The following is a 25,123-nucleotide window of genomic DNA, read 5'->3' on the forward strand; positions in this document are numbered from 1 at the left end:
TAAGGAATCGTCTAGGCCGCCCGGGAATGCTGCGGTAATGAGCGGTCTTGCGGCACTTGGTGGTTTGGGAGTCTGGGGTTTCGATCCGGGTCGGGTTTTCTGGGGTGGCCGAGCCATTGGGCGGGCCACCGAACTCCCGAGGGCCGGGTGGACCCTGACCGGTACCGTCATCTCCGGCGGCCGAGCACGGAAGAAGGTGGCGGTGGAACTGGATGGATTGCGCGAATTCCAGGCGCATCGCCCGCGCCTGTTCGCGCTCGCCTATCGGATGCTCGGCTCCGCGACCGAAGCCGAGGACGCGGTACAGGAGACCTACCTGCGCTGGGACGGCACCGATCGGGCGACGATTCGCTCGGCCGAGGCCTGGTTGACCACCGCGATCGTGAATCTCTGCCGCACCTGGCTGGTCTCGGCGCGGGCCCGCCGCGAAACCTATGTCGGACCGTGGCTGCCCGAGCCGGTGCCGACCGCTCGCGGTGAGCTCGGGCCACTGGAGACGGTCGAGGAGCGCGAGCTGGTATCGCTGGCGCTGCTGACCGCATTGGAACGGTTGAGCCCGATCGAGCGCGCGGTTTTCGTGCTGCGCGAGGCGTTCGGCTATGCCCACCGGGAGATCGCGGACATGCTCGCGGTGTCCGAGGCCAATTCGCAGCAGATCTTCCGCCGAGCCGGGATCCGGGTGCGCGAGGGGCGGCCGCGCTTCGATGTTCCGGCCGATCAGGCTCGGGAACTGATCGAACGCTTCCTGAAGGCGGCGCGGATCGGGGATATCGAGGCCTTGGAGCGAATGCTCGCGGCCGATGTCGTCTCGACCGCGGACGGCGGCGGGCAGGTCAATGCGGCTCGACGGCCGGTCGTCGGTGCGCCCGCGGTCGCCCGGTACGTGGCCGGATTATTCCGCTGGGAAGTGCCGGGGATGCAGATGGTGCTGGAGGAGATCAATGGCACGCTCGCGGTCGTCGTGCGGTTGGCTGGGGAACCGGCGCTGGTCGTCGGCGTGGACACTCTCGACGAGGTGGTGACCGCGCTGCGTTTGATCGTCAATCCGGAGAAGCTGTCCTATATCGAGCGCGTCGTCGTGGAGTGATGCGGGTCATATCCCGGGGCTGTCAGAGATCGGTCGGTTGTGCCGTCTGAGGGGTGTCGGCCGATCGAAAGGGAGCCACATCATGACCGGACAGCATCGAATCGTCGTCCTCGGCGCCGGATACGCGGGGCTGGCAGCGGCCCGCAGGTTGGCGCGCACCGCGCATGACGTCCATATCGCCGTTGTCGACGCCCGTGCGACCTTCGTGGAACGGGTGCGATTGCACCAATACGGTGCGGGGCAGTCGATTCCGGAATGGGATCTGCGAGAGTTGCTCGAACCCAGGCGAATCCATTTCGTGCGGGCGTGGGCACGCGGGATCGATACCGAGCGCAAGCGGGTGATTCTCGATGGCGTACCGGATCTCGAATACGACACGCTCATCTATGCGCTGGGCAGCGCGAACGACGCGGCGGGCGTGCCCGGGGTGGCCGAGTACGCGTATTCTGTTGCCACACCTCAGGATTCGGAGTGGTTGCGCAACGGCATTCCGACCGGACGGATCGTGGTGGTCGGTGGCGGCGCCACCGGCATCGAGCTGGCCGCGGAACTGGCCGAGTCCCGGCCGGATTCGCCAGTGGTGCTGCTCGGCTCGGATGAGCCGGCTTCCTGGTTGTCGGGACGAGCGCGCGGGCATGTGCGGCGCGTGCTGGAGCGGCTCGGGGTCGAGATCCGTTCGGATGCGAAGGTCATCGAGGTGACGCCCGAGGGTGTGCGGTTGGCCGACGGGGCCGTGGTCGAGGCGGCCGCGACGGTGTGGACCGCCGGATTCGGGGTGCCGGAGCTGGCGCGGCGGGCCGGGCTCGCGGTAGACGGACATGGTCGGGTGCGCACCGACGAGATATTGCGGTCGGTATCGCATCCGGATGTGTATGCGGCTGGCGATGCCGCGGTGATCGCGGGTCCGGGTGGTCGGGAGCTGCGGATGGCCTGTGCGACGGCATTGCCCACCGGTAAGTACGCGGCCGATGCCGTAGTCGCACGGCTGGCCGGTCGTGTGCCCCGTGAGCTGCGGTTCCGGTACTACTTTCAGTGCATCAGCCTCGGTCGGCGCGATGGCGTCATCCAGTTCCTGCACGCGGACGATGCGCCGGGTCGGACCGTTCTCACCGGGCGGAGGGCGGCCTGGTTCAAGGAACAGATCGTGCGCGGTGCGGCAAATGCGGCGCGTCCATGAAAGCGTCAACTAACGGTTGACGAAGCGATATCGTCAACCTATGGTTGACGCATGGCAATCAACGTACGACTCGACGATCTGATCGATGGCATCAAAAAGGCACGTCCGGACAATGTGCTCGACCAACTCTCCGACGCGGTGGTCGCGGCCGGGCATCTCGGCGAAGTGGCCGATCATCTGATCGGCCACTTCGTGGATCAGGCCCGCCGCTCCGGCGCCTCGTGGACCGATATCGGCGCCAGCATGGGCGTCACCAAACAGGCGGCGCAGAAGCGGTTCGTCCCGAAGGGGCCGGGTGATCCGGCGGAGGCTACGGCCATGGACCCCAGTGCGGGCTTCGCGAAGTTCACTCCGCGGGCGCGGAAGGTGGTGGTGGCCTCCCAAGAGGCGGCTCACACCTCCGGTCATCCGGAGATCGCCGTCGGACATCTGGTACTCGGCCTGCTGTCCCAACCGGAAAGTCTCGCCGCGCGGGCAATCACCGCCCAGGGGGTACGACTCGACGCGGTCCGGGATGCGGCGACAGCGGCCATCGCCGAACGGCCTGCCGACCCGGCGAAGGTGGGTCCGCTCATTCCGTTCGGACCCGAGGCCAAGAAGGTGCTGGAGCTGACCTTCCGTGAGGCACTTCGCTTGGGGCACAACTACGTCGGCACCGAACACGTACTGCTCGCACTGCTCGAACAGGAGAACGGTTCCGGAATCCTGTCCGATCTCGGCGTGGACAAGGCGAAGGCCGAAGCCGATCTGGTCGAACTGCTTTCGGTGATCGTCGCCGAGAAGTCATGAACGTCCGGGCCGCGTTCGCCGCTCGACGACGCCGAATTGCCTGGATGGTCATCGGCATTCGATCGGCGCTCGGCTCCGTCGCGCGCCGATGGGCGCTGTGTTCATGGTTCCGCTCGCTGGCGCTCGCGCACGGGGCCAGGGCACGGCAGCGGCGGGCGATCCGCACGCGGGGGATGTCGGCGCGGTTCCGGGATCCGCCCGAATACCGGCGCCCGTCGCGGCGAGACGGTGGCTCAGTTCTCCGGCACGTTGCGGGCGAGTTCGTCCAGCCAGGCGGCGGCGGAGGCGTCGCTCGGCGCGCGCCAGTCGCCGCGTGGTGAAAGTGAGCCGCCCGAACCGACTTTCGGGGCATTGGGCAGGGTGGAGCGTTTGAACTGGCTGGTCTGGACGAAGCGGCGCAGGAATTCGGCGAGCCAGTGTTTGATGGTCGGCAGATCGTAGGTGTTGCGCTGGTCGGCCGGAATGAGGTCCGGCCAGCTACCGCGGTCACGCTCGGACCAGGCGTGCCGGGCCAGGTAGGCGACCCGGCTCGGACGGTAGCCGAAGCGCAGCAGGTAGTAGAGGTGGAAGTCCTGCAGTTCGTAGGGGCCGACGGTGGCCTCGGAGCTCTGGCTCGGTGCGGTGGAATCGTGGCTGGGCACCAGCTCCGGCGAGATCTCGGTCTGCAGGATCGATGACAGCACCCGGCCCGCCTCTGGTCCGAACTGATCGGTGTCGACCGCCCACGCGATCAGATATTTGATCAGTGTCTTGGGGACCGAGGCATTCACGCTGTAGTGCGCCATATGATCACCGACGCCGAAAGTGCACCAGCCCAGGGCGAGTTCGCTGAGATCGCCGGTGCCGACCACGAGCCCGTGGTGCTGGTTGGCGAGTCGGAACAGGTGCGAGGTGCGCTCGCCCGCCTGCACATTCTCGAAGGTGATGTCGTACTGCGGAACATCGTCGGCGGCTGGATGATTCAGGTCGCGCAGCATCTGGGTGGCGGACGGGCGGATATCGATCTCGTGGGCGGTCACGCCGAGCGCGTCCATCAGCGCGTGCGCGTCGGTGCGGGTGCGAGTGCTGGTCGCGAAGCCGGGCATGGTGTAGGCCAGCACATTCGTGCGCGGCAGCCCGAGCCGGTCCATGGTTTTCGCTGCCACGATCAGCGCCTGGGTGGAGTCCAAACCGCCGGAGACGCCGATGACCACCCGCTGACTGCCGGTCGCGCGCAGGCGAGTGCTCAGCCCCTCGACCTGGATGTGATGTACCTCGGCGCACCGCTCGTTGCGGGCGGCCGGATCGCTGGGAACGTAAGGGAAGCGCTGGATTTCGCGCCGCAAGGCGACGGCACTCGCCGGGATCGGCAACGTCAGCTCGATGCGCCGCAGCCGGACCAGGCGGTCGCGGTGATCGTGCACATTGTCGGCGAAACTGGTGGTGCGGATGCGATCTGCGGCCAGCCGCTGCAGATCGAGATCGGCGGTGATCAACTGCGGCTGGTCGCAGAACCGCGCACCCTCGGCGAGCAGGTCCCCGTTCTCGCACACCAGTGCCTGTCCGTCCCAGGCCATATCGGTGGTCGATTCACCGTGCCCCGCAGCCGAATACAGATAGGCGGCCAGATAGCGCGCGGAATGCGAGGTGCACAGCGCGCGCCGGTAGTCGGCCTTGCCGATGACGATATTGCTGGCCGACAGGTTGACCAGCACCGTCGCACCGGCCAGCGCGGCATAGCCGCTGGGCGGCAACGGAACCCAGCCGTCCTCACAGATTTCCAGGTGGAATACGAAGCCGTCGAGATTGGTCGCGGTGAACAATAGATCGGAGCCGAACGGCACCCGCTGACCCGCGATCGTGATGTGGTCGTCCAGGGTTTCGCGTGCCGCCGCGAACTGGCGCTTCTCGTAGAACTCGCGATAGTTCGGCAGATAGCTCTTGGGCGCCGCGCCCAGCACGGTGCCGCGGCATACCGCGATCGCGCAGTTGAACAGCCGACCCTGCGTCCGCACCGGCGCACCGACCACCAGCACCGTGTCGATATCCGCGCTCGCCGCGACCACCCGCTCGATGGCCGCGGCCACCGCATCGTCGAGCGCATCCTGGTGGAACAGATCGTCGGCGGTGTAGCTGGAAAGTCCGAGTTCGGGAAAGACCGTCAGCACCACGCCGTCGGCGGCCGCGCGCCGTGCGAGCTCGAGTGTCTGCTCGACATTGAACGCGGGATCGACGACCCGGACTCGCGGCACCGCGACCGCCACCCGCGCGAACCCGTGCCGATAGAGCGAGTCGAACGGCAACGCGGGCACGGGCGCCCCCTTCGGGATCGTTGATCTTTCTCCGTGACGCAATCTACGCCCGCCCGCGCAGGCCCCCGCCCCAGCGCGGCCATTTCGCCTTGGCCTTCGGCTCCTCCATGAGCGGTCCGCGCTCGATATCGGTGACCAACAGCGGCAGCCATGGCGCGAGCTCGTCGAGGACGGCCTGGGTGTGCCCGCCCTGTGCGGCTCGGTACTCCGGCATCGTCAGGCCGACGATCTGCAGGAACTGGACGCGCCCGTGCGGTGTGTCGATGGCGCCGAGTTCCGGGTCGACGGTGAAGGCGACGGCGTGGATATCGGAATCCGGATGGTCCGCGGCGATCGGGCCGTTCGATTTGATGGTGTGGCCGGGTGCGAACCAATTCCCGGATTGGAATACGTACCTGGCCAGATTCTGCAGGAAGTTCGCGGGCCAGACCGGTGGATCAGTATCGGTCGGGGTGCGGAGCAGCCGGAAGGTGAATTCGAATCCCCAGCCCGATTCATCCGGGTTATCCCATTCCTTCTCGTACAGCTCGGTCATGCCGTAGCTGATGTAGTGCCAGTGTGGGACCGGTTCGGTGCGCGGATAGGCGCTGATGCCGTCCAGCGGATCGGGCCCACCGAGCGACCAGGAGACCCGCGTCCCCCAGTGGCTGGGTGCGGTGTCGTGGTACAGCTGCTCCAACGCGGCGTCGATAGCGTTCCAGCCGGGACTTTCACTCACCTGGACACCATAAGGTCGGCGTCGATCATGCGCCGCGCCACGTGGATCGGAAGGCGTTGGCGGACAGCGATTTGTTGTCGCGCGGCCTGGGTCGGCGCCGCCGAATCCGGACTGGTCGGCCTGTCGGGAATAGGCTGCTCCGGTGCACCGGTAAGCTATAGCAATGGCGGATGACATGGATTCCGACCTGGTTGCGGGGGAACGACGCGCTGATCTCGAGCGTGCGATGACCTATGTCTCCACCGAATCGCAACCGGATGGCAGCTACGTCATCAACGGCGACCTGCCGCCAGACGTCGCGCCGCCGTTCATTCGGGCGATCATGCGGGTGGAGGCGGAGTTGCTGCTGAACGACGCGGAACTCGTAACCGTCGATGAGGGTGAACCGCGCACGCCCGAACAGCGCCGGGCCGATGCGTTTGTCGCCTTGATACTCCGGGTGGACGACCGCAGCTCGGCCTGAGCTGGTCCGACCCGGCACCGAGCCGCCGGGCGCGGACCTTGCACTCGGTACCCCTGAGTGCTAAAAAGGGCTTGGCACTCTCGACGTGTGAGTGCCAGGTCGGGACGGTGAGACCGGGTTCCATCGACACCCTCGGTCGTCCGTCGCGGGCACCGAACCTGGCCAGCGTAAATGGGGCGATCCAACCTGCGATCGTCCTGTGTGTCAGCCATATACATGTGGAGGATCTCAACGCAATGGCCAAGACAATTGCGTACGACGAAGAGGCCCGTCGCGGCCTCGAGCGGGGTCTGAACGCCCTCGCCGACGCGGTCAAGGTGACGCTGGGCCCCAAGGGTCGCAACGTTGTCCTGGAGAAGAAGTGGGGCGCCCCCACGATCACCAACGATGGTGTTTCCATCGCCAAGGAGATCGACCTGGAGGACCCGTACGAGAAGATCGGCGCCGAGCTGGTCAAGGAAGTCGCCAAGAAGACCGACGACGTCGCGGGCGACGGCACCACCACCGCCACTGTGCTCGCCCAGGCGCTCGTACGTGAGGGCCTGCGCAACGTCGCCGCCGGCGCCAACCCGCTGGGCCTGAAGCGCGGCATCGAGAAGGCCGTCGAGGCCGTCACCACCAAGCTCCTCGCGACCGCCAAGGAGGTCGAGACCAAGGAGCAGATCGCCGCCACCGCCGGTATCTCGGCCGGCGACGCGTCCATCGGTGAGCTGATCGCCGAGGCCATGGACAAGGTCGGCAAGGAAGGCGTCATCACCGTCGAGGAGAGCAACACCTTCGGACTCCAGCTGGAGCTCACCGAGGGCATGCGCTTCGACAAGGGTTACATCTCGGGTTACTTCGTGACCGACCCGGAGCGTCAGGAAGCGGTCCTCGAGGATCCGTACATCCTGCTCGTCGGATCCAAGGTTTCCACCGTCAAGGACCTGCTGCCGCTGCTGGAGAAGGTCATCCAGGCCGGTAAGCCGCTGCTGATCATCGCCGAGGACGTCGAGGGCGAGGCCCTGTCGACCCTGGTCGTGAACAAGATCCGCGGCACCTTCAAGTCCGTTGCCGTCAAGGCGCCGGGCTTCGGTGACCGTCGCAAGGCTCAGCTGGCCGATATCGCCATCCTGACCGGTGGCGAGGTCATCAGCGAAGAGGTCGGCCTCTCCTTGGAGACCGCCGGCATCGAGCTGCTCGGCCAGGCCCGCAAGGTCGTCATCACCAAGGACGAGACCACCATCGTCGAGGGCGCGGGTGACGCGGAGGCCATCAAGGGCCGCGTCGCGCAGATCCGCACCGAGATCGAGAACTCGGATTCGGATTATGACCGGGAGAAGCTGCAGGAGCGTCTGGCCAAGCTGGCCGGTGGTGTTGCGGTGATCAAGGCCGGTGCCGCGACCGAGGTCGAGCTCAAGGAGCGCAAGCACCGCATCGAGGATGCCGTGCGCAACGCCAAGGCCGCCGTGGAGGAGGGCATCGTCGCCGGTGGTGGCGTGGCCCTGCTGCAGTCGGCTCCGGCGCTCGACGACCTGAAGGTCTCCGGTGACGAGGCGACCGGTGCGAACATCGTGCGTGTCGCGCTGTCGGCCCCGCTGAAGCAGATCGCCTTCAACGCGGGCCTCGAGCCCGGCGTTGTCGCCGAGAAGGTTTCGAACCTTCCGGCGGGTCACGGTCTGAATGCCGACTCGGGCGAGTACCAGGACCTGCTGGCCGCTGGTGTCGCCGACCCGGTCAAGGTCACCCGTTCGGCCCTGCAGAACGCGGCCTCCATCGCGGCCCTGTTCCTGACCACCGAGGCCGTCGTCGCCGACAAGCCGGAGAAGGCCGCCGCTCCCGCGGGCGACCCGACCGGTGGCATGGGCGGCATGGACTTCTGAGTCCAGCCTCTGGCAACACCTTCGAAACCGAAGGCCGGTCCACTATTGGTGGACCGGCCTTCGGCCTTTCCGGTCTACTTTGAAAGAGCCTTCCCGCTGGCGATTCCGTTCGCCGCGAGGCCCGAGTGACTATCGCGTCAGCTATCTATTCGGCAAAAGGTGTTGGGGTATGTATCAATTCGATGCGGCGCTCAGATCTTGCGTTGGGCGGTCGGTTGTTTCGGTGCTCGCATCGGCCGTAGGGGGCGGAGCTTCGATTTGTCGGTCGACGGCTGGCTCGGACGTGCTGTCGACCACCGGTGTGGGCGGTTCGGGCTCGGTAACCGGTTCGACGGCCGACGGTTCGGGATCCGCGGGTTCGGTTGCGGCCGATTCAGCGGCGAACTCCGCGGCGGCGGCCACGCGTAGGCGTTCGGCGAGTTCGTTGAAGATGTAGAAGTTCGGGACCTGGCCGACGGGGGTGAGGGAGACCCAGTTGCCGTCGACCTTCATGCGGACCAAACCGCTTCGGGCGTCGATCAATTGGATGTGTTCCCAGGTGTAGGCCCGACTGCGGAAGTAGAGCGCGGTCAGGTCGAGGGTGATTTCGCCGAATTCGACGGTCGCGCCGTCATCGATGGCGGCGACGGCGCGGGGGAGCTGGGCCAGGGTAACGGCAGACTGGATGGCCCTGCCCCAGTCGCGCGCGTCGCCGAACAGGGTGTCGTCGAATGCGGCCTCGGCGCCGTCGGGGCCGGACATCCGCAGCGAGTACTCGGTGGGGGCCGAAGTTTGGAAGGGGATGACCTGCTGACGCACTTCGGCGGTATTCCAGCGGAATCCGGCCACCTGCTCACCGGAGCGATAGACGGTCATGCCGAAGTCGAATAGATCCAGCCGGGCGGCGCGGTGTCGACGATTGCGCCGCCCGCGCAGGAATGCCATCGATGCGGGCACCAGGCCGATCAGACCGACCGCGAGCGCACCGGGATATGCCCCGACCGTCACGCAGATGACCCCGACGGCCATGAACCCGCCGGCGACGATCCCGCAGCCGCGCACGAAAGTATCGCTCGCCGGCGCCGGTAGAAAGGTCTGTCGGTGCGTGCCGAGCTTCTGATATTCGGCCATCAGGTGGATCAGTTGCGACAGTGGAACCTTTTGCGACCCGCCGGTTCCGATATCGCCCTGGCTCGGAGTGGTCAATTGTCCCTCCATGAGGCGGTTTTCCTCCGCGGCGAAGCGTAAGACACTCGACCGAAGGTCGCCACCCCAGCCTCGTGCCCAGTCAGTCGGCCGAGCTTACGCCACCGCGTCGGCAAACCCGCAATGGGTGCGGGCGTTTCGTCGCGATTTAGATCAACTTGTCACCCGCCGAATAACCGGTTGGCCGCCTCAGCTGCTCGAATCGACGGCTCGGATCAGATTCCGTCGACCGTCAGAACGGCAAATGGCATGGTCGGGGTGCCCGGACCCATCGGCCCGCCCTTGTCGAATTGAGAAGAGACAACCAGCGTTCGATCATTGCTGCGCACCAATGTGGTGGGAATGCGCAGGGACGCATCGGTCACCGTACGTTCCAGTTCGACGGTCGCGCCATCGTCGGTGATCTGCCAGCGCGTGATGGTGTTGCTGGCATTCTGGGCTGCCCACAGGGTGCTGCCGTGCAATTCCAGTCCGTCACCGTGTTTCAGGTCCGCGCCGCGCATGGTCACCTTGCGGACCGGATCCGGCGAATTCGCAGCGGTCGCAACGCGATACAGCTCACCGGTGTTCATATCGACGATCAGCAGATAGCGACCGGAATCGTCGCAAACGATGCCGTTCAAGGTGAATGCATCGGGCGCATGCGGGCTGATGGTGGTGCTCAGGTCGAATTGTGTTGTCAGATCAGCCTTTCCGCCGTGCGCCGCTGCGGCGGTGACCTGCTCCGGGGTGACTCGGTAGACCACCGGCCGCAGGCTGTCGGTCAGATATGCGCTGCCGTCCGGGGTGATGGCCAGATCGTTGACCAGGCTCGGTCCGGCGCCGGTGATATCGAAGCGGGCGATCAGCGCCCGGCTGGCGATGTCGTATACGGCGACTCCGGCGGTCGAGTCGATAACCCACAGTCGCCCCGCCGCATCGACTTTCAGGCCATTGGCGGTCTTGCGGCCGTCGGTGCCCTCGGGCAGGAAGATTTCGGCCCGCGCGGTGCCGGGCGTTGCACGGTAGACGGCACCGTTGGCATATGAGCCGACGTAGGTGTCACCCGTGCGGGGATCAACGGCGATGCCCTCCGGGTAGACGCGATCACCGGGCAGTTCGTACGCGGTTCCGATGTGGATGGCCGGTGGGCTCGCGATGGTGGCCTCCGTCGCGGTGCCGCACGCCGCGACGGCGGTGCAGGCAACGGCGGTGGCGATGGTCGAGATGGTGCGGAACATGCTCGTGGCTCCTGATAGTCGAACATCTGGATGTACTCACATCTAAGAATGCGCACAAACATATGTTAGAACTCTAATTATCGTCAAGAGTCTAACGAGAAGACGGGCAGTTACCATGCGGATATGACGTCCATGCACTCCTCCGAGCGCCTCGGCTCGTACATCAAACGCGCCGAACAGGCCCTCAACTCGGCGAAGAGTGCGGCGCTCAAGCCGGTGGGCCTCACCGTTCCCCAGTACGGGGCCCTGCTGTTCCTCATCGAAAACCCCGGCATCAATGCCGCCGCGCTGGCCCGGCTGTGCGGGGTGACCCCGCCGACCATGAATACGATCCTGACGAATCTCCAGGACCGCGGCCTCATCGAGCGCATCCCGCACGCCTGGCACAAGAACGTCCTGGAGACCCGTCTCACCGAAGCGGGTGCGGTGCTCGCGCAAGAGGCGGATGCGAATGCCGTCCCCGTGGAACGCGCATTGGCCGACGAATTCACCGAGGCCGAAATCGCCGCACTGCGCGGCCTGCTCACCCGCTGCGCCGACCTGCTCGACTCCATCCGCCCCGAATCGGCGCCGAAAAAATAGCTCCCGGATCGGATCGACCCGGGAGCTATTGGGGTGTACGCGATTTCACGCCGAAGCGGCCACCGCCGTCGCGGCGCGGGTCGGGCGGCGCAATGTCGCCACACCGAGCGCGAGCGCGACGAAGCCGACCGCGGCGGAGGTCCACGGGAGCCAGCTCGCGCCTGAGGAATCCAGCACCGTGCCGCCGAGTAGTGAGCCGATGCCGCTGCCGAGGTAGATGGCCGAGCCATTGAGTCCGAGCGCGACGGTCGGCGCGTCGTGGGCAATGGCGAAGAGCCGGAACTGCTGCGGGATCAGAATCGCGGATCCGAAGAGGCCGGTCAGGCCGAGAACTGCGAAGACCGCCCAGTTGGCGTGGGTAGCCAGGCCGAGCAGGATCAGTCCGACGAAGCTGCCGACCAGGCCGACGGTCAGTGTCCGTGTCGGGCCGAAGCGGTCCACCGCCCGGCCCGCCTGGGCATTGCCGATGACTTGGCCGACGCCCATGACCAGCAGCAGCCACGCGAGTTGCCCCTGCGGCACCGATGGCGCGACGACGACCGGCAGGTAGACGATGGTCGTGTAGCCGGCGGTCATCTGCAGCGTCGTCACCAGCAGCACCCGCAGCACGGCGGGCCGGGCGAGGATGCCGACGCGGTCGCGCAGTCCGGTACTCGGCAAGGTGACACGTGGCAGCAGCACCACGAGCGCGGCCGCGATGGCGCCGCCCGCGACGATCGCCCAGAGCACCCCGCGCCAGCCGATCCAGCGCTCCACGAATATGCCGATCGGCACGCCCGCGACGGCGGACAGCGTGATTCCGGCGGTGACGACGGACAGCGCGCGACCGCGATGCGCGTCGTCGGCGACCACCCCGGCGACGGCGAAGGCATTGGCCTGAAATGCCGCCGCGCCGATCGCGGCGATGACACGCGCCGCAGCCATCGTCGAAAAGTCTTGTGCCGCGGCCTGTCCGATCATGCCGATGACGAAAAGTGTCGCGCCTGCGCCCAATACCCAGCGTCGGTCCCAAGATCCGGTGGCGGCCGCGATAACCGGTGAGGCGATGGCATAGGTCCAGGCGAACATGGTGGTGAGCTGGCCCGCGGTCGCCACCGAAACATGCAGGTCGTGGGCGATGAGCGGGAGCATGCCATTGAGTACGAATCCGTCGGTACCCAGCACGAAGGTACCGACGGCGAGGGGAATCAGGGATCGGTACAGATTGTTCGATAGTTGTCGAAGCATCTTACGATGCTGAGATATAATTAGATGATTGTCAAACGATCGGAGGATGAACGTGCGCCAGCTACCGCAGCCGAGCACCGGCGACCTGGACCTGATCCGGGTGCTCGGCGCCATCGCCGATCCGATCCGGCTGGAGTTGATCCGCGCCCTCGCCGGGGTTCGCGAACCGCTCAGCTGCGCCGTCGACAAATACGATGTCGAAATCACCGCCGCGACCGCATCGCACCACTGGAAGGTGCTGCGCGACGCGGGTGTTACGACCACCTACGTCTCCGGCCGCAACCGGCTCGTCGAACTGCGACGCGACGATCTGGAGGAACGTTTTCCCGGCCTGCTCGATGCGATCGTCAACGGCTCACGATCCTGACCCGAGCGCATCGGCCGCCTGGTATTCAAACGCCCCAAAAGTAGTGGCTTTACCAGCGGTCCCCTAGCGGGTGCACTTGGGGCGGGGACAAGCCTCGAATGTCACTCAGGGGTGGGGACAATGGACGGGATCTTCATCATAATCGTGATCGGCATCGTGCTGCTGTACGGCATGCTCGCGATCATCAATCTCGCGAACCGGGACAGTCGGGGGCGTCGCAACCGCCGCAGTCGGAGTCGCTGGGCCGCGGGCAGCGGCGGCGACGGCGGCGGTGGTTGCGGCGGCGGCTCCAGCTGCGGCGGCGGTTCGAGCTGCGGCGGCGGCGGATGTGGTGGTGGCGGCGGTGGTTGCGGCGGCGGCAGCTGATTCAGTGCTGCTTCGGCAGCAAACTCTCGAATGCGCTGTCCACCAGTGCCTTTCGCTGAGCTTCGGTGCTCGGCAGTGCATCGGGGGATACCCGGGCCAGTTGGTTGAAGCCGTGGTAGATACTCACCGTGACAACCGCTCTGGTCCGCGCATGCCCGGCGCTCAGTCCCGATTCGCGCAGTAGTTCCGCGACGTATTCGATGCGCCGGTCCGCGACCCGGCGCAGGGTCGCGGCGACCGATGCCTGGTCCGCCGAAGCCAAGAGTGCCAATTCGATGCGCCCGGTGGCCGCGTAGTCGATGACGTGGGCGAACAGTCGGTGCAACCGCTCGGCCGGGTCGGTCTCGACGTCGATCTCGGCGATCACATCGTCGGTACTGCGCTGCTCCCAGCGCGCGAGGGCCGCGTCGATGAGGGCCGCGCGGTCCTTGAAATGCCAGTAGAAGCTGCCCTTGGTGGTGCCGAGCCGCTTGGCGATGGGCTCGACGGCGACCGCCGCCAGACCGCCCGCCGCCAGCGCGTCCAGCGCGGCCTGTGCCCAGTCGCCGGCGCTGAGCCGAGCCTTCGCGGTCGCGTCCCCTTGTGTCATTCCCATACGCTATCGTATGGTCTTTCCATACGCTCCCGTATGGATTCGGAGGAATGCGATGCCGATTTATGGACGAGTCGAAATTCCCGAACGAGCCGCCCTGGCCCGCTCGTCGGGCGCCAATTGGGATTACATCGATTCCTACGAAGTAGTGTTGCCGCCCGGCGCGCCTACCGATCCTCGGGAGTGGACCCGAAAGATATTCTTCGGCAAGCCTTTTCTCGATCGCGAAAGTGACGAGCGCGAGCACCTGACCGCCGACATGATGGCGGTTCTCGACTTTGTCGTCTCGGTTCTCGTCCACGACGACACAGTCACCATCACCTCGCTGGTCGAGTATCGAAACCGATGGGGCCGAATGTATTTCGCCGTTATACGACCATTCCACCGGAGGCTGACGCCATGGATGCTCGCGCGCGCCGCCCGCGGTTTCGCCGCCGCCCGCTGACGCGCCGGCCGAACGGATGCGGCGACGACCGCGCCCGAGGGTCGTAGGCTGAAGCCATGTCCGGCGACATACGCGGTGTGCTCTACGACATCGACGGCGTGCTGGTGACCTCTTGGCGCGAGCTCGACGGCGCGGTCGACGCCGTGCGCCGCGTGCGCGAAAGCGGTTTGCGCCGAAGGTTTCTCACCAATACCACCTCCCGCACCTGCGATGAGATCGCCGAGCGGCTGCGGGCGGCCGGATTCGATGTCGATCCCGCGGAGATCGTCACCGCCGCGCGGCTCACCGGCGAATATGTGGGTCGCCGCTATCCGGATGCGGCGGTGTGGGTACTCAATCACGGCGATATCGAGACCGACCTCGCCGAGCTGACGCTCGACCGCGAACATCCGGATGTCATCGTAATCGGCGGCGCCGGTGCGGAATTCACCCATGATGCGCTGAGCCGGGTGGCCGAGCTGATGCTGGACGGCATACCGGTCGTTGCGATGCACAGCGGCCTGACCTGGGCCACCGATACGGGACTCCGCATCGACGCGGGTGCGTACCTGCCGGGTCTGGAGGCAGCGGGCAATGCCGAGATCGCGGTGGTCGGCAAGCCCGCGGCGGCCGGATTCCGAACCTGCGCGGACCTTATGGGCCTCGATCCGGCTGAGGTGCTGATGATCGGTGACGATCTGCACTCGGATGTGCTCGCCGCCCAACAGGTCGGGATGACCGGAGTTCTGGTGCGCACCGGCAAATTCCGGCCCGCCGTTCTGGCGGCGGCATCGGCCGCACCGGATCACGTCATCGATTCCGTGGCGGAACTACCCGCGTTGTTGAAAGTCCTGTCGAAAGAATTATTCTAAAATTGTCCGGCAAAATACTTTCGGCGCGCCGAGCCTTTCGGTATCCTCCGTTGCGGCAAACAGTCAGTGACGTCCACTGTCGCGGCAGTGAGATCGGAGAGCGGCGGACCGTAAGCGCAATAGCAACCGAGCGGCCAACTTTCGGCTAACGCCTATTCGGCCGAAGGTTGAGACGAAGGGCCCGATCCATGACGAGGGGATCGGGCCCTTCGGTATTGTCTGCCCCAATGTCACAGGATGCGAATACGGGACGAATGTATGCCGGGCAACCCGTAGAGGACCGGCAACGTCAGCGGCGTGCGCGTTTTCTGGAATCGGGCCTTACGGTCTTTGCGCGCGACGGCTACGCCAATAGTTCGGTCGGCGCTATCTGTAAGGACGCCGGACTCTCCTCGAGGCAGTTCTACGAGGAGTTCACCGGCCGCGAATCCCTCCTACTCGAGCTATACGAGCAGATCGACAGGGAGTCGCGCGATGCGGTGACCGCCGCCCTCGAGAAGAAATCCGACGCGACCGCGCTCGAGATCATCGATGCCGCGGTGCGCGCATACGTCGAATCCATCGGCTCCGATCCGCGCAAGGCGCGGGTGGCGCTGGTAGAGGTCGTCGGCGCCGGGCCGAAGGTGGAGAAGTTCCGGCTGGAGCTGCGTCGGGTCTGGGGCTCGCTACTCGCCAGCGCCGCGGAGGATGCGGCCCTACACGGCGAAATCCCAACGGGCGACTACGAGATGCGGGTGCTGGCGATCATCGGCGCGGTCAACTACGTGGTGGATTCCTGGAGCGGTTCGGACCCGCGCCCGCCATTGGACGATGTGATCCGGGTGCTCAGTCGAGTGATCATGGGTGCGGTCGGCGCGTAGTTCCGGCGACCGTCGGATAGCGTGCGCTCTATGGAGACGGTTCCCATCCAGATGCCGGACGGCACCACCGTGCCGGTGCGGCTGTTCGCGGCGACCGGGGTGCATCGGCATCCGGTGCGCCCGGATGCGCCGCGTCCGGTGGTGGTGCTGGTGCCCGGCCTCGGTGTCCCGGCCGGGTATTACGAACTGTTCGCCCAGGCGCTGGCCGCGCGCGGCTTCGATGTCGCGATCGGTGAGCTGCGCGGGGCGGGCGACAGCCGCCCGCGCCCGAGCGCCGCGAGCGCCTTCGGCTACCACGAACTGGCGTCGGTCGACTTTCCGGCGATCTTCTCGGTGGTGCGCGACCGGTTCCCGGACAGCACCCCGTATCTGCTCGGCCACAGCATGGGCGGCCAGCTCGCGGTGCTGTACGCATCGCGGATCCGGGGCCGCTTGGGTGGGCTGATCCTGATCGCCTCCGGTACCCCGTATCACCGTGGGTTCCGGGGCATTTCGGGTCCGGGCATGCTGGTCGGCACCACGGCGATGTCGCTGACGGCCAATCTGGCCGGATTCTGGCCCGGTGACCGGATCTCGCTCGGTGGCTTCGGTCGCCAGTCGAAGGTGCTGATGTCGGACTGGGCCCGACTGGCCCGCACCGGTCGCTTCGTGCCGGTCGATGCGGATATCGACTACGAGGAGCGAATCGCCCGACTGAAGCTGCCGGTGCTGTCCATCACCATCAAAGGCGACGACGTCGCGCCGCGCAGCTCGGCCGCGCACCTGCTGGCCAAGATGCCCGAGGCCGAGGTGACTACCTGGGTGCAGCCGGAACGATTGGGCCACAACGGCTGGATCCGCCGGTACGGCAGCACGGTCGATCAAATCGAGAAGTGGCTGCGCGACCGCTGATCGGGCGCACGTTCCGGTAAGCCGTCCTAGGCTGGTGCTCGTGTCGAATGAGCAACGGCGGCAACTACATCTGGATGTCATCGCGGAGTTCCGCGCCAACGCGGGAAAGGTCGGTGGGCAGTTCGCGAATATACCGCTGCTGCTGCTGACCACCACCGGTGCGCGCAGCGGCGAACCCCGAACCTGGCCGCTGGCATATCAGCGTGACGGTGACCGGGTGGTGGTTTTCGCCGCGAACGGTGGGCGGCCGAATCGTCCGGGCTGGTACCACAATCTGTCGGCGCGTCCCGAGGCCGTCGTCGAGGTCGGGATCGAATCCTGGCCGGTAGTCGCGTCCTTTGCCGAAGGTCATGAGCGGCAAGAACTTTGGGAACGCCAACTAGTGGACGCACCATTCCTCACCGACTTCCAGGCGAAGGTGTCCTGGCAGATTCCGGTGGTCATCCTGGTTCCCACCAACGGCAATTCTTAGGCGGCTGGAACAACGACTAAATCCTGTCGTTCGGACCCGCCGACGTTGGGAGCACCTGCCTGTGATCAACCGCAGCGGGAGGCCGCAGGCACGCTTGCGGACTCCGCCGCTTTGGCCGCCGCGATTACGTCCGGGCTGCCGACTCGGGTGTTCGTCGCCGGTGTCGGCCTCGACGGCGAATTGTCCCGTACAGAGCTCGATGGGCGATTGCACGCGCTGGATGCGGAAGATGTCGGCGACCTGATAGCTCGGGATGCGGAAGGATTCACGAGCATCTGGTCATGGCACCCATCGGAGGCCAATGCTCTGCTTGCCGTGGCTGCGTCGGGCTGGCGCGGCTCCGTCGAGATCCAGCGCGGTGCCGTCGTCGAGGTCACCGACGCGGCTACCCGCATCTACCGGATTGCAGCCACCGCCCTTGCGGAATCGTCGCTGGCAACGTTTCTCGCGTCGGCCTCCTCTCTCGAGGAGATCGAACGGTTGCTGCGTGAGCGCCGCGGATACAGCGACATCGACATCGAACGCGAGCGACTGGCGCACCGCCGCCGTCCTCAGATGCCCACACCAGACACACTCGACGTCATCGACGGCTACCTGGCCGATGCCGACGCCCGCGGCGTTGACGCTTTGTACATGGTGCGGCCGATTTCCACCTGGCCCGCAAATAAGGAAGCCCAAAGGCGTTGATGGACAGGGTATTCGAGAGTCTGCTGCTGAAACTGAGCCGAAGGCCCCGTCGGAAGGCGCTAAGGGTGATCGGTGATTTCGGTGAGGAGCCTGCGGAATCCGTCGAGCATTGCGGTGAGGCCGATGTCGAAGTGGTCGGTGTTCGCGGTGGCGTCGGCGGCCGCGGCGAGGGTGTTGTAGTCGGGTGTGCTCGGGGTGGGTTTGCGGCTGCGCTGGGCGGCTACGGCGGCCACGGTGTGGCTCAGGATGTGGCCGACTACGTATTCGCGGAGGCAGCGGGCGAATTGCAGGGCTACCGCGGGGGTGAAGCCGACGCCTTGTAGACGTTCGAGCATCCAGTTTCCGGTTTCGATCGCCGCGGCGCTGCGCACCGGTCGCGTCGCGAAGATCGGTACGGCATTCGGGTGTCGGCGCAGTGTGGAACGCAGTCGATGTGCGTAGGCGCTCATCAGCTCCGGCCAATCTTGCTGCCATGGCAGGGTTTCCATCTCCAGTTCGTCGAACATGGCCTCGGCGATGCCGTCGAAAAGGTCCTGCTGATCGGTGAAGTGCCGGTAGGCCGCCATCGGGTCCGCCCCGAGTGCCGTACCCAATTTCCGCATCGTGAAGCCGTCGAGCCCCGCCGTATCGATCACGGTCAGCGCCGTCGCGGCAATGTAGTCGCGATTCAATGCGATCCGGGTGGTCGGCTTCGGCTTGCTCATGCGCTCATCGTGTCGAACAGCTCCACCAGTCGGGTGCCGAACTGTTCCGGCTGCAACTGGTAGGGCACATGTCCGCCAGGGAATTCCACGCAGTCGCGGCCGAGTTCGTCGGCCAGTGTGTGGGTGGCGACGTAGTACGGCTTGCCGGTGCTCTCGCGGCCGGTCGCGAGTCGCCACGGCACTTCGACCTTCCGGAGGGCGGGTAGATCCGGAAGGTAGTCGAAGCAGAAGGCGGGTAGTTCGCGTCGCAGCAGCAGGTCGGCATTGTTCAGTTGGCGGGTCATGGTCGACGGCTGAATTCGGGTGATTCGGCGAAGGGCCGCCCCGATCGCCAGTGACGCGCGACTTGCACCGGCCATCAGGGCCTGTCCCGGACTCGACCGGAGGATCCGTGGCACATTCGGCATGGTCAGCGCACCGAATGCCGCGAAGGCGCGCATCGGGCCCTTGGTGATGGCGAGTTCGCCGATGTCGGCGATTTCCTGTCGCGCGGGGCTTTCGACCGGGAGCAGTTGGACCAGTGGTGGTTCGTGCACGACCGCATCGATGAGCCGATCTTCGTATGCGGCAAGCAGTTCGAGCGCGATGATCGCGGCACCGCTGCTGCCGAAGATGTGGGCGCGCTCGATGGCGTAGGCGTCGAGCACCGCGATGACATCCGCCGCCTGCGTCGCGATATCGATCGCGGCGTGCGGATGGGTGAGTGGGCTGCGCGAATTGCCGCGCCGGTCGAAGGTGATGACCCGGAAGCGGTCGGCCAGCAGTGGCACGACGGCCTCGTACATTCCGGCATCACCGCCGCCACCGGAGATGAGGACCAGATCCGGCCCGGTGCCGGCCGCTTCGGTGTGCAGTCGTGTGCCAGGGGTTTCGACGATTCGTACGGCAGCTTCGGCCATTGCGGCTCCTTGTCTACAACGTAGACTGAGTCTACAACGTAGACATGCTGGTGCAAGAAGTCGGCCCGGTACATCCTGAGTGGGGTGCACCGGGCCGGTTGGACGTGGACGTGGTTATGCGGACCGTTCGATCAGCATCTGGGTGAAGAACTCGTAGATGAGTCCGGCCTGGAATGCCGACTGCTTGTTATCGGCCGCGCCACCGTGGCCACCCTCGATATTTTCGTGGTACCAGACGGTGTGGCCCTGTTCCTCCAGTCGCGCCGCCGTCTTGCGGGCGTGGCCGGGGTGGACCCGATCGTCGCGGGTGGAGGTGGTCAGCAGGATCGGCGGGTACGACGCGTCGGCGCGCACGTGCTGGTAGGGCGAGTACTTGCTGATGTACTCCCACTCCTCGGGCTTATCCGGATCGCCGTATTCGGCCATCCAGGACGCACCGGCCAGCAGCAGGTGATACCGCTGCATGTCGAGCAGCGGGACCTGGCAGACGATGGCGCCGAAAAGTTCCGGATAGCGGGTCAGCATGACGCCCATGAGCAGGCCGCCATTGCTGCCGCCGACCGCACCCAGTTGGTCATGTGTGGTGATGCCGCGCGCCACCAGGTCCTTGGCGATCGAGGAGAAGTCCTCATAGACCTTGTGCCGGTTGGCCTTCTGCACCGAGGTATGCCACTGCGGGCCGTATTCGCCGCCGCCGCGGATATTGGTCATTACCCAGGTGCCGCCGCGTTCCAGCCAGCCCATGCCGGATGCGCCGCTGTAGGCGGGGGTGCGCGATACCTCGAAGCCGCCGTAGCCGGACATCACCGTCGGGCCGGGGGAGTCCTTGCGGTCGCGGTGGCGGATAACGAAGTACGGCACCATGGTTCCGTCATCGGAGCGCGCGAAGAACTGCTCGGTTTCGATGCCGTCCGCGTCGAAGAAGCCGGGTTCCTGTTTGAGTTGTTCGGTCCGGCCGCCGACCGCGCTGGCGAGCAGTGTGGCGGGATTGGTGAATCCGCTTGTGGTCAGCATGAATTCGTCGCCGCCCTCGAGCGGGTCCAGATTCATCACGCTGGTCGTCGCCATCGGCGGGGTATCGGCGAGCGGCTCCTTGCGCCAGCCGTCCGGACCGGGCGTGAGGATGTAGAGCTTGGTCTGCACATCCTCGAGGGTGATCAGCAGCAGGTGGTTCTCGGTCCAGCCGTAGCCGTGCAGCGAGGTGTGCTCGTCCGGAGTGAAGATCACCTCGAATTCCCGTGCCCCGGAAAGGAATTTCTCGAAGTCGATGGCCAGCAGTGCACCGGCGGGATAGGTCTTGTCCCCGATTTCCCACGGCGACTTGAGCCGCACCAGGAACCAATCCTTGTACCAGGATTCGCTGGCGTCGGTGGGTGTTTCGAGGTGCCGCAGACTGCCGTCGCTTTCGAGCAGGTACACCTCTTCGTTGAAGAAGTCGGTGGCGCGACCCACGAAATGCCGTTCATAGCCGGGTGTCCGGTCATATCCGGCCGAGACCGCGACATCGCCTGCCTCGCCCTCGAACACCGTTTCGGCCTCGTCGACCGGAGTGCCGCGCCGCCAGCGCTTCGCGATGCGCGGGTAGCCGGAATCGGTGAGCGAATCCGGACCGAAATCGGTGCCTACGTACACCGAGTCGATATCGATCCAGCGCATCTCGGATTTCGCCTCGGGCAGGAAGTAGCCGCCGTCCGCTGGATCGATGAATTCCCTTGTTTCGATATCGAATTCGCGCACGACCTTGGCATCGGCCCCGCCGCGGGACAAGCTGATCAGCGCGCGCGACTGTTCCGGCCGCAGTACCGCGGCACCGCCCCACACCCAGTTCTCGCCCTCCACGGTGCCGAGCGCGTCCAGGTCGATCAGCACATCCCAGTCCGGCGATTCCTTGGCGTATTCGGCGAAGGTGGTGCGCCGCCACAGCCCGCGCGGATGTTCGGCATCGCGCCAGAAGTTGTAGAGCCAGCGGCCGCGCCGGCCCGGGTAGGCGATCTTGGTATCGGTGTCGAGCATGTCCAGGATGCGGCGCTCGAGTTCGGTGAACCGATCGGAGCTGGCGAACCGCTCGACGACCACCTCGTTGTGCGCGCGGGCGAAGTCGAGGGCCCGCTCATCGGTTACTTCTTCGAGCCACAGGTAAGGATCGGTCACAGTCTGCTCAACGCCCGTCATGTCCACATTGTTGCCGAGAGGCTATTAAAGGTGAGATATCACTCCAGGAATCGGGCAATTCGGGCGCATCGTTACCGGTTGCCCGACATCTGGTCAAGGTGTGACATACGTACCGGTCGGCTCAGTAGGATCGCTGCTCCGATACCGATCCGAGCGGAAGGTGGCCGGGCTTGCCACAGTTTCTCTGGGAGCAGCACTGCTGTCTGCCATTACTGCATTCCGCCAGGATCGCCGAGCTGGCGCGTTATCCGCTCGGGTCGTATTTATCGGTGAACGTCGGGTATTCGCGGCAGTCGACCGCGGATTCGCTGGCGCTGCTGCACAAGTTCCGCCGGGATGCGCTGGGCGACGGTCGGTTCCGGCTGGTCGAGCGGTTCGCCGATATCGGTGCCGCCGATACCATTTCACTGGCCTTCGACCTGGAGGATTCGGGGCCGCTGGGCGGTGATCCGGATAACCTCGAGATGTTCTACGAACTGGGCGTTCGCTCGATGCTGCCGACCTACAATCACGCCAACGCGGCCGGTTGCGGCTGTTTGGATACCGACGACACCGGACTCACCGCCTACGGGCGAGATCTGGTGCGCAAACAGAACGAGGTCGGCATATTCGTCGACGGTTCGCACTGCTCTCGGCGCACCGGACTGGACCTGGCCGAATGTACCGAGGTGCCGATGATCTACAGCCATTCCAATTTCGCGGCATTGTGGGCGCATCCACGCAATATCACCGATGAACAGGCGCTGGCCTGTGCCCGGACCGGCGGCGTTATCGGTATCAATGGCGTGGGAATCTTCCTGGGTCAGAACGCGATCGATGGGCGGGCCGAGCGCGTGGCGGCAATGGCGGCGCATATCGAATACGGTGCGGAACTCGTCGGGATCGAACATATCGGCATCGGATCGGACTACTCCTTCGATGCCGAGGATTTCAACGACATGCTCACCCAGGATCCTGGGGCGTTTTCCGACGCGTATACGAAGTGGGGGCCACTGCAATGGGTGCCGCCGGAGGATCTACTGGGGCTCAACGAGTTACCCGGGCTGGATGCGGCACTCGCCGATCGCGGATTCAGCGCGGCCGACCGGGCGGCGGTATTCGGTGGCAACTTCGCTCGGGTCGCACCGCAGGTCTGGCGGGACTAGCCGTGCTCAGTCGCCGAGGTGCTCGGTGGCGACGCGCTTGGGGACGACCATGCGCCACGCCTCGATGACCAGTTCCGCCAACTCCGCCCGGTCGATGGCGTCGAGCCGCACCCGGACCCAGTTGTACCGCTCGTCTCTCGGCAGCGGCATCAGGAACTTGTCCGGTTCACCCGCGACCAGCGCCGCCCGTTCCTGCTTGGGAAAGGCGAAACCCATGCGGGTCTCGTCCCTGGACAGCGCCAGGTACACGATTCGGCCCACTCGGAACTTGACCCGATCCCGCACCAGCGCCTCGGTCGTTCGCGGCAGGCCCAGTGCGATTCGCCGCACGTCATCGGAGGTCACCACCGGACCAATTATGGTCAGCCGAGCCGAATCGGCCACGGTCGCCGTCGTGTAAATAATGTTCACCGCAACGACGATTCGGCCTGGTCTGCGCACCGACGCGATAAATGGCTGATAGCTATCAGTGCTGTTGGCGGCGCGAGGGGTTTAGTTCACAACAGTTGGCGTCGCCGCCGCCAGTCGAGGTATCTCGGCCTTGCGCGGCTCCCTCGGCGCCGAAAAGCCGCGCTGCCATGTGGCGCGCGTCTCATAGTTGCAGGGGGACGGTGGGTGAAGTTTGCTCGGCGGAGTTAGGCTCGACGACGTGACTTCCCATTACGACGTTGTCGTTCTCGGTGCCGGTCCTGGCGGTTATGTCGCCGCCATCCGCGCGGCACAACTTGGCCTCCGTACCGCGATCGTCGAGCAGAAGTATTGGGGTGGTGTCTGCCTCAATGTGGGCTGCATCCCTTCCAAGGCGCTGCTGCGCAATGCGGAACTGGCGCACATCTTCACCAAGGAAGCCAAGACCTTCGGCATCTCCGGCGAGGTGAGCTTCGACTTCGGCGTCGCATTCGACCGCAGCCGCAAGGTCGCCGACGGCCGGGTCAAGGGCGTCCACTTCTTGATGAAGAAGAACAAGATCGACGAGTTCGACGGTACGGGCACCTTCACCGACGCGAACACCCTCTCGGTCGCGCTCTCCAGCGGCGGCACCGAGACGATCACCTTCAGCAATGTCATCATCGCCACTGGCACCGTCACCAAGCTGCTGCCGGGCACCTCGCTCAGCGCGAATGTGGTGACCTACGAGGAGCAGATCCTCACCCGCGACCTGCCCGGTTCGATCCTCATCGTCGGTGCGGGCGCGATCGGCATGGAGTTCGGCTACGTCCTGAAGAACTACGGCGTCGACGTGCGCATCGTGGAGTTCCTGGACCGTGCGCTGCCGAACGAGGACGTCGACGTCTCCAAGGAGATCACCAAGCAGTACAAGAAGCTCGGCATCACCATCACCACCAGTGCGGCCGTGCAGACCATCGACGACGACGGTTCGAAGGTCACCGTGTCGATCAAGGACAACAAGACCGGCAACCTGGAGACGGTCACCGTCGACAAGGTGCTGCAGGCCGTCGGCTTCGCGCCTCGGGTCGAGGGCTACGGCCTGGAGAACACCGGTGTCGCGCTGGAGCGCGGTGCCATCGTCATCGACGACAATATGCGCACCAATGTGCCGCACATCTACGCCATCGGTGACGTGACCGCCAAGCTGCAGCTCGCCCACGTCGCGGAGGCCCAGGGCGTCGTCGCCGCCGAGACCATCGCCGGTGCGCCGACGGTCACCCTCGGCGACTACCGGATGATGCCGCGCGCCACCTTCTGCCAGCCGCAGGTCGCCAGCTTCGGTCTCACCGAGCAGCAGGCCAGGGATGAAGGCTACGACGTGAAGGTCGCCACCTTCCCGTTCACCGCCAACGGCAAGGCGCACGGCCTCGGTGATCCGACCGGCTTCGTCAAGCTCGTCGCCGATGCCAAGTACGGCGAACTGCTCGGCGGCCACCTCATCGGTCCGGACGTCTCCGAACTGCTGCCGGAGCTGACGCTGGCCCAGAAGTGGGACCTGACCGTCAACGAGCTGACCCGCAACGTCCACACCCACCCGACGTTGAGCGAAGCCCTCCAGGAGGCGTTCCACGGCCTCGCGGGCCACATGATCAACTTCTGATCCGTATCGAAGGCGGTGGTG

At 65.7% G+C, this 25,123-nt stretch carries 26 protein-coding genes; 16 read left to right on the forward strand and 10 right to left on the reverse strand.

The genetic code is table 11. The annotated features are described in order from the left end of the window. Window positions 1–37: 37 nt before the first annotated feature. The 3 genes from AB0L58_RS22110 (at window position 38) to AB0L58_RS22120 (ending at window position 3,053) form a co-directional block, all read left to right on the forward strand. Window positions 38–1,087 (forward strand): RNA polymerase sigma-70 factor, encoded by a 1,050-nt coding sequence (locus AB0L58_RS22110; RefSeq protein WP_364389339.1) that lies wholly within the window; start codon window positions 38–40, stop codon window positions 1,085–1,087. Window positions 1,088–1,169: 82 nt separating this feature from the next. Continuing rightward, window positions 1,170–2,264 (forward strand): FAD-dependent oxidoreductase, encoded by a 1,095-nt coding sequence (locus tag AB0L58_RS22115; RefSeq protein WP_364389340.1) that lies wholly within the window; start codon window positions 1,170–1,172, stop codon window positions 2,262–2,264. A 51-nt stretch (window positions 2,265–2,315) separates the two neighbouring features. Then, window positions 2,316–3,053 (forward strand): Clp protease N-terminal domain-containing protein, encoded by a 738-nt coding sequence (locus AB0L58_RS22120; RefSeq protein ID WP_364389341.1) that lies wholly within the window; start codon window positions 2,316–2,318, stop codon window positions 3,051–3,053. Between the two features lie 233 nt (window positions 3,054–3,286). Here the strand turns inward: AB0L58_RS22120 and AB0L58_RS22125 are convergent, their stop codons facing one another. After that, the gene (locus AB0L58_RS22125; protein WP_364389342.1) at window positions 3,287–5,344 is read right to left on the reverse strand and encodes an NAD(+) synthase; all 2,058 of its coding nucleotides are present in this window, start codon (window positions 5,342–5,344) and stop codon (window positions 3,287–3,289) included. 43 nt (window positions 5,345–5,387) lie between these two features. Beyond that, the gene (locus AB0L58_RS22130; RefSeq protein WP_364389343.1) at window positions 5,388–6,062 is read right to left on the reverse strand and encodes a suppressor of fused domain protein; all 675 of its coding nucleotides are present in this window, start codon (window positions 6,060–6,062) and stop codon (window positions 5,388–5,390) included. A 163-nt stretch (window positions 6,063–6,225) separates the two neighbouring features. On the opposite strand from AB0L58_RS22130, the gene AB0L58_RS22135 reads away from it, so the two are divergent. Together AB0L58_RS22135 and groL are read left to right on the forward strand one after the other, a co-directional pair. Further along, window positions 6,226–6,525, forward strand: a complete 300-nt coding sequence (locus tag AB0L58_RS22135; protein ID WP_364389344.1) for a DUF222 domain-containing protein — start codon at window positions 6,226–6,228, stop codon at window positions 6,523–6,525. A gap of 236 nt (window positions 6,526–6,761) precedes the next feature. Next, window positions 6,762–8,387 carry a chaperonin GroEL gene (gene groL / locus AB0L58_RS22140; protein ID WP_364389345.1) on the forward strand — a complete coding sequence of 542 codons (1,626 nt, stop codon included), beginning with the start codon at window positions 6,762–6,764 and terminating at the stop codon, window positions 8,385–8,387. Window positions 8,388–8,561: 174 nt separating this feature from the next. Here the strand turns inward: groL and AB0L58_RS22145 are convergent, their stop codons facing one another. Then, complete coding sequence (locus AB0L58_RS22145; RefSeq protein ID WP_364389346.1) at window positions 8,562–9,572, reverse strand: DUF6585 family protein; 1,011 nt, start codon at window positions 9,570–9,572, stop codon at window positions 8,562–8,564. A 215-nt stretch (window positions 9,573–9,787) separates the two neighbouring features. Continuing rightward, the gene (locus AB0L58_RS22150; protein ID WP_364389347.1) at window positions 9,788–10,792 is read right to left on the reverse strand and encodes an SMP-30/gluconolactonase/LRE family protein; all 1,005 of its coding nucleotides are present in this window, start codon (window positions 10,790–10,792) and stop codon (window positions 9,788–9,790) included. A 123-nt stretch (window positions 10,793–10,915) separates the two neighbouring features. On the opposite strand from AB0L58_RS22150, the gene AB0L58_RS22155 reads away from it, so the two are divergent. Then, a complete protein-coding gene (locus AB0L58_RS22155; RefSeq protein ID WP_364389348.1) occupies window positions 10,916–11,374 on the forward strand; it encodes a MarR family transcriptional regulator in 459 nt (152 codons plus the stop codon). A 45-nt stretch (window positions 11,375–11,419) separates the two neighbouring features. Here AB0L58_RS22155 and AB0L58_RS22160 read toward each other — a convergent pair whose 3' ends face one another. After that, window positions 11,420–12,601 (reverse strand): MFS transporter, encoded by a 1,182-nt coding sequence (locus AB0L58_RS22160; protein ID WP_364389349.1) that lies wholly within the window; start codon window positions 12,599–12,601, stop codon window positions 11,420–11,422. Window positions 12,602–12,647: 46 nt separating this feature from the next. Here AB0L58_RS22160 and AB0L58_RS22165 point away from each other — a divergent pair, with 46 nt between their 5' ends. Further along, window positions 12,648–12,968, forward strand: a complete 321-nt coding sequence (locus AB0L58_RS22165; RefSeq protein WP_364389350.1) for a helix-turn-helix domain-containing protein — start codon at window positions 12,648–12,650, stop codon at window positions 12,966–12,968. 120 nt (window positions 12,969–13,088) lie between these two features. Continuing rightward, complete coding sequence (locus AB0L58_RS22170; RefSeq protein ID WP_364389351.1) at window positions 13,089–13,334, forward strand: hypothetical protein; 246 nt, start codon at window positions 13,089–13,091, stop codon at window positions 13,332–13,334. Between the two features lies 1 nt (window position 13,335). Here the strand turns inward: AB0L58_RS22170 and AB0L58_RS22175 are convergent, their stop codons facing one another. Then, window positions 13,336–13,923, reverse strand: a complete 588-nt coding sequence (locus AB0L58_RS22175) for a TetR/AcrR family transcriptional regulator (RefSeq protein WP_364389352.1) — start codon at window positions 13,921–13,923, stop codon at window positions 13,336–13,338. A gap of 58 nt (window positions 13,924–13,981) precedes the next feature. Here AB0L58_RS22175 and AB0L58_RS22180 point away from each other — a divergent pair, with 58 nt between their 5' ends. The 6 genes from AB0L58_RS22180 to AB0L58_RS22205 all read left to right on the forward strand — a co-directional run bounded on the left by AB0L58_RS22180 (window position 13,982) and on the right by AB0L58_RS22205 (window position 18,132). Continuing rightward, the gene (locus tag AB0L58_RS22180) at window positions 13,982–14,371 is read left to right on the forward strand and encodes a DUF2867 domain-containing protein (RefSeq protein WP_364389353.1); all 390 of its coding nucleotides are present in this window, start codon (window positions 13,982–13,984) and stop codon (window positions 14,369–14,371) included. Between the two features lie 56 nt (window positions 14,372–14,427). Beyond that, window positions 14,428–15,222 (forward strand): HAD-IIA family hydrolase, encoded by a 795-nt coding sequence (locus AB0L58_RS22185; protein ID WP_364389354.1) that lies wholly within the window; start codon window positions 14,428–14,430, stop codon window positions 15,220–15,222. A 227-nt stretch (window positions 15,223–15,449) separates the two neighbouring features. Continuing rightward, entirely contained in the window at window positions 15,450–16,082 is a 633-nt protein-coding gene (locus AB0L58_RS22190; protein WP_364389355.1) for a TetR/AcrR family transcriptional regulator, read from the forward strand. A 30-nt stretch (window positions 16,083–16,112) separates the two neighbouring features. Next, window positions 16,113–16,973, forward strand: coding sequence for an alpha/beta fold hydrolase (locus AB0L58_RS22195; RefSeq protein WP_364389356.1), 861 nt, complete (start codon window positions 16,113–16,115; stop codon window positions 16,971–16,973). A 40-nt stretch (window positions 16,974–17,013) separates the two neighbouring features. Continuing rightward, entirely contained in the window at window positions 17,014–17,445 is a 432-nt protein-coding gene (locus tag AB0L58_RS22200) for a nitroreductase family deazaflavin-dependent oxidoreductase (RefSeq protein ID WP_364389357.1), read from the forward strand. A gap of 45 nt (window positions 17,446–17,490) precedes the next feature. After that, window positions 17,491–18,132 (forward strand): DUF1152 domain-containing protein, encoded by a 642-nt coding sequence (locus AB0L58_RS22205; protein ID WP_364389358.1) that lies wholly within the window; start codon window positions 17,491–17,493, stop codon window positions 18,130–18,132. A gap of 59 nt (window positions 18,133–18,191) precedes the next feature. Here the strand turns inward: AB0L58_RS22205 and AB0L58_RS22210 are convergent, their stop codons facing one another. The 3 genes from AB0L58_RS22210 to AB0L58_RS22220 all read right to left on the reverse strand — a co-directional run bounded on the left by AB0L58_RS22210 (window position 18,192) and on the right by AB0L58_RS22220 (window position 21,907). Beyond that, on the reverse strand, window positions 18,192–18,836 hold the full coding sequence (locus AB0L58_RS22210; RefSeq protein WP_364389359.1) for a TetR/AcrR family transcriptional regulator C-terminal domain-containing protein: 645 nt from the start codon (window positions 18,834–18,836) through the stop codon (window positions 18,192–18,194). Then, window positions 18,833–19,735: an alpha/beta hydrolase gene (locus AB0L58_RS22215; RefSeq protein WP_364389360.1), complete on the reverse strand. Its 903-nt coding sequence runs from the start codon at window positions 19,733–19,735 to the stop codon at window positions 18,833–18,835. Before AB0L58_RS22215 ends, AB0L58_RS22210 begins: the two co-directional genes overlap by 4 nt. A 114-nt stretch (window positions 19,736–19,849) precedes the next feature. Beyond that, complete coding sequence (locus tag AB0L58_RS22220) at window positions 19,850–21,907, reverse strand: prolyl oligopeptidase family serine peptidase (RefSeq protein ID WP_364389362.1); 2,058 nt, start codon at window positions 21,905–21,907, stop codon at window positions 19,850–19,852. A gap of 170 nt (window positions 21,908–22,077) precedes the next feature. Between AB0L58_RS22220 and AB0L58_RS22225 the strand changes: the two genes are divergently transcribed. Further along, window positions 22,078–23,052, forward strand: a complete 975-nt coding sequence (locus AB0L58_RS22225; protein ID WP_364389364.1) for a membrane dipeptidase — start codon at window positions 22,078–22,080, stop codon at window positions 23,050–23,052. Between the two features lie 6 nt (window positions 23,053–23,058). Here AB0L58_RS22225 and AB0L58_RS22230 read toward each other — a convergent pair whose 3' ends face one another. Continuing rightward, complete coding sequence (locus AB0L58_RS22230) at window positions 23,059–23,400, reverse strand: MmcQ/YjbR family DNA-binding protein (protein WP_364389606.1); 342 nt, start codon at window positions 23,398–23,400, stop codon at window positions 23,059–23,061. A 301-nt stretch (window positions 23,401–23,701) separates the two neighbouring features. On the opposite strand from AB0L58_RS22230, the gene lpdA reads away from it, so the two are divergent. Next, window positions 23,702–25,102, forward strand: coding sequence for a dihydrolipoyl dehydrogenase (gene lpdA, locus AB0L58_RS22235; protein ID WP_364389365.1), 1,401 nt, complete (start codon window positions 23,702–23,704; stop codon window positions 25,100–25,102). Window positions 25,103–25,123: the final 21 nt, after the last annotated feature.

The sequence above is a fragment of the Nocardia sp. NPDC052112 genome (assembly GCF_040680135.1).
GTDB lineage: Bacteria > Actinomycetota > Actinomycetes > Mycobacteriales > Mycobacteriaceae > Nocardia.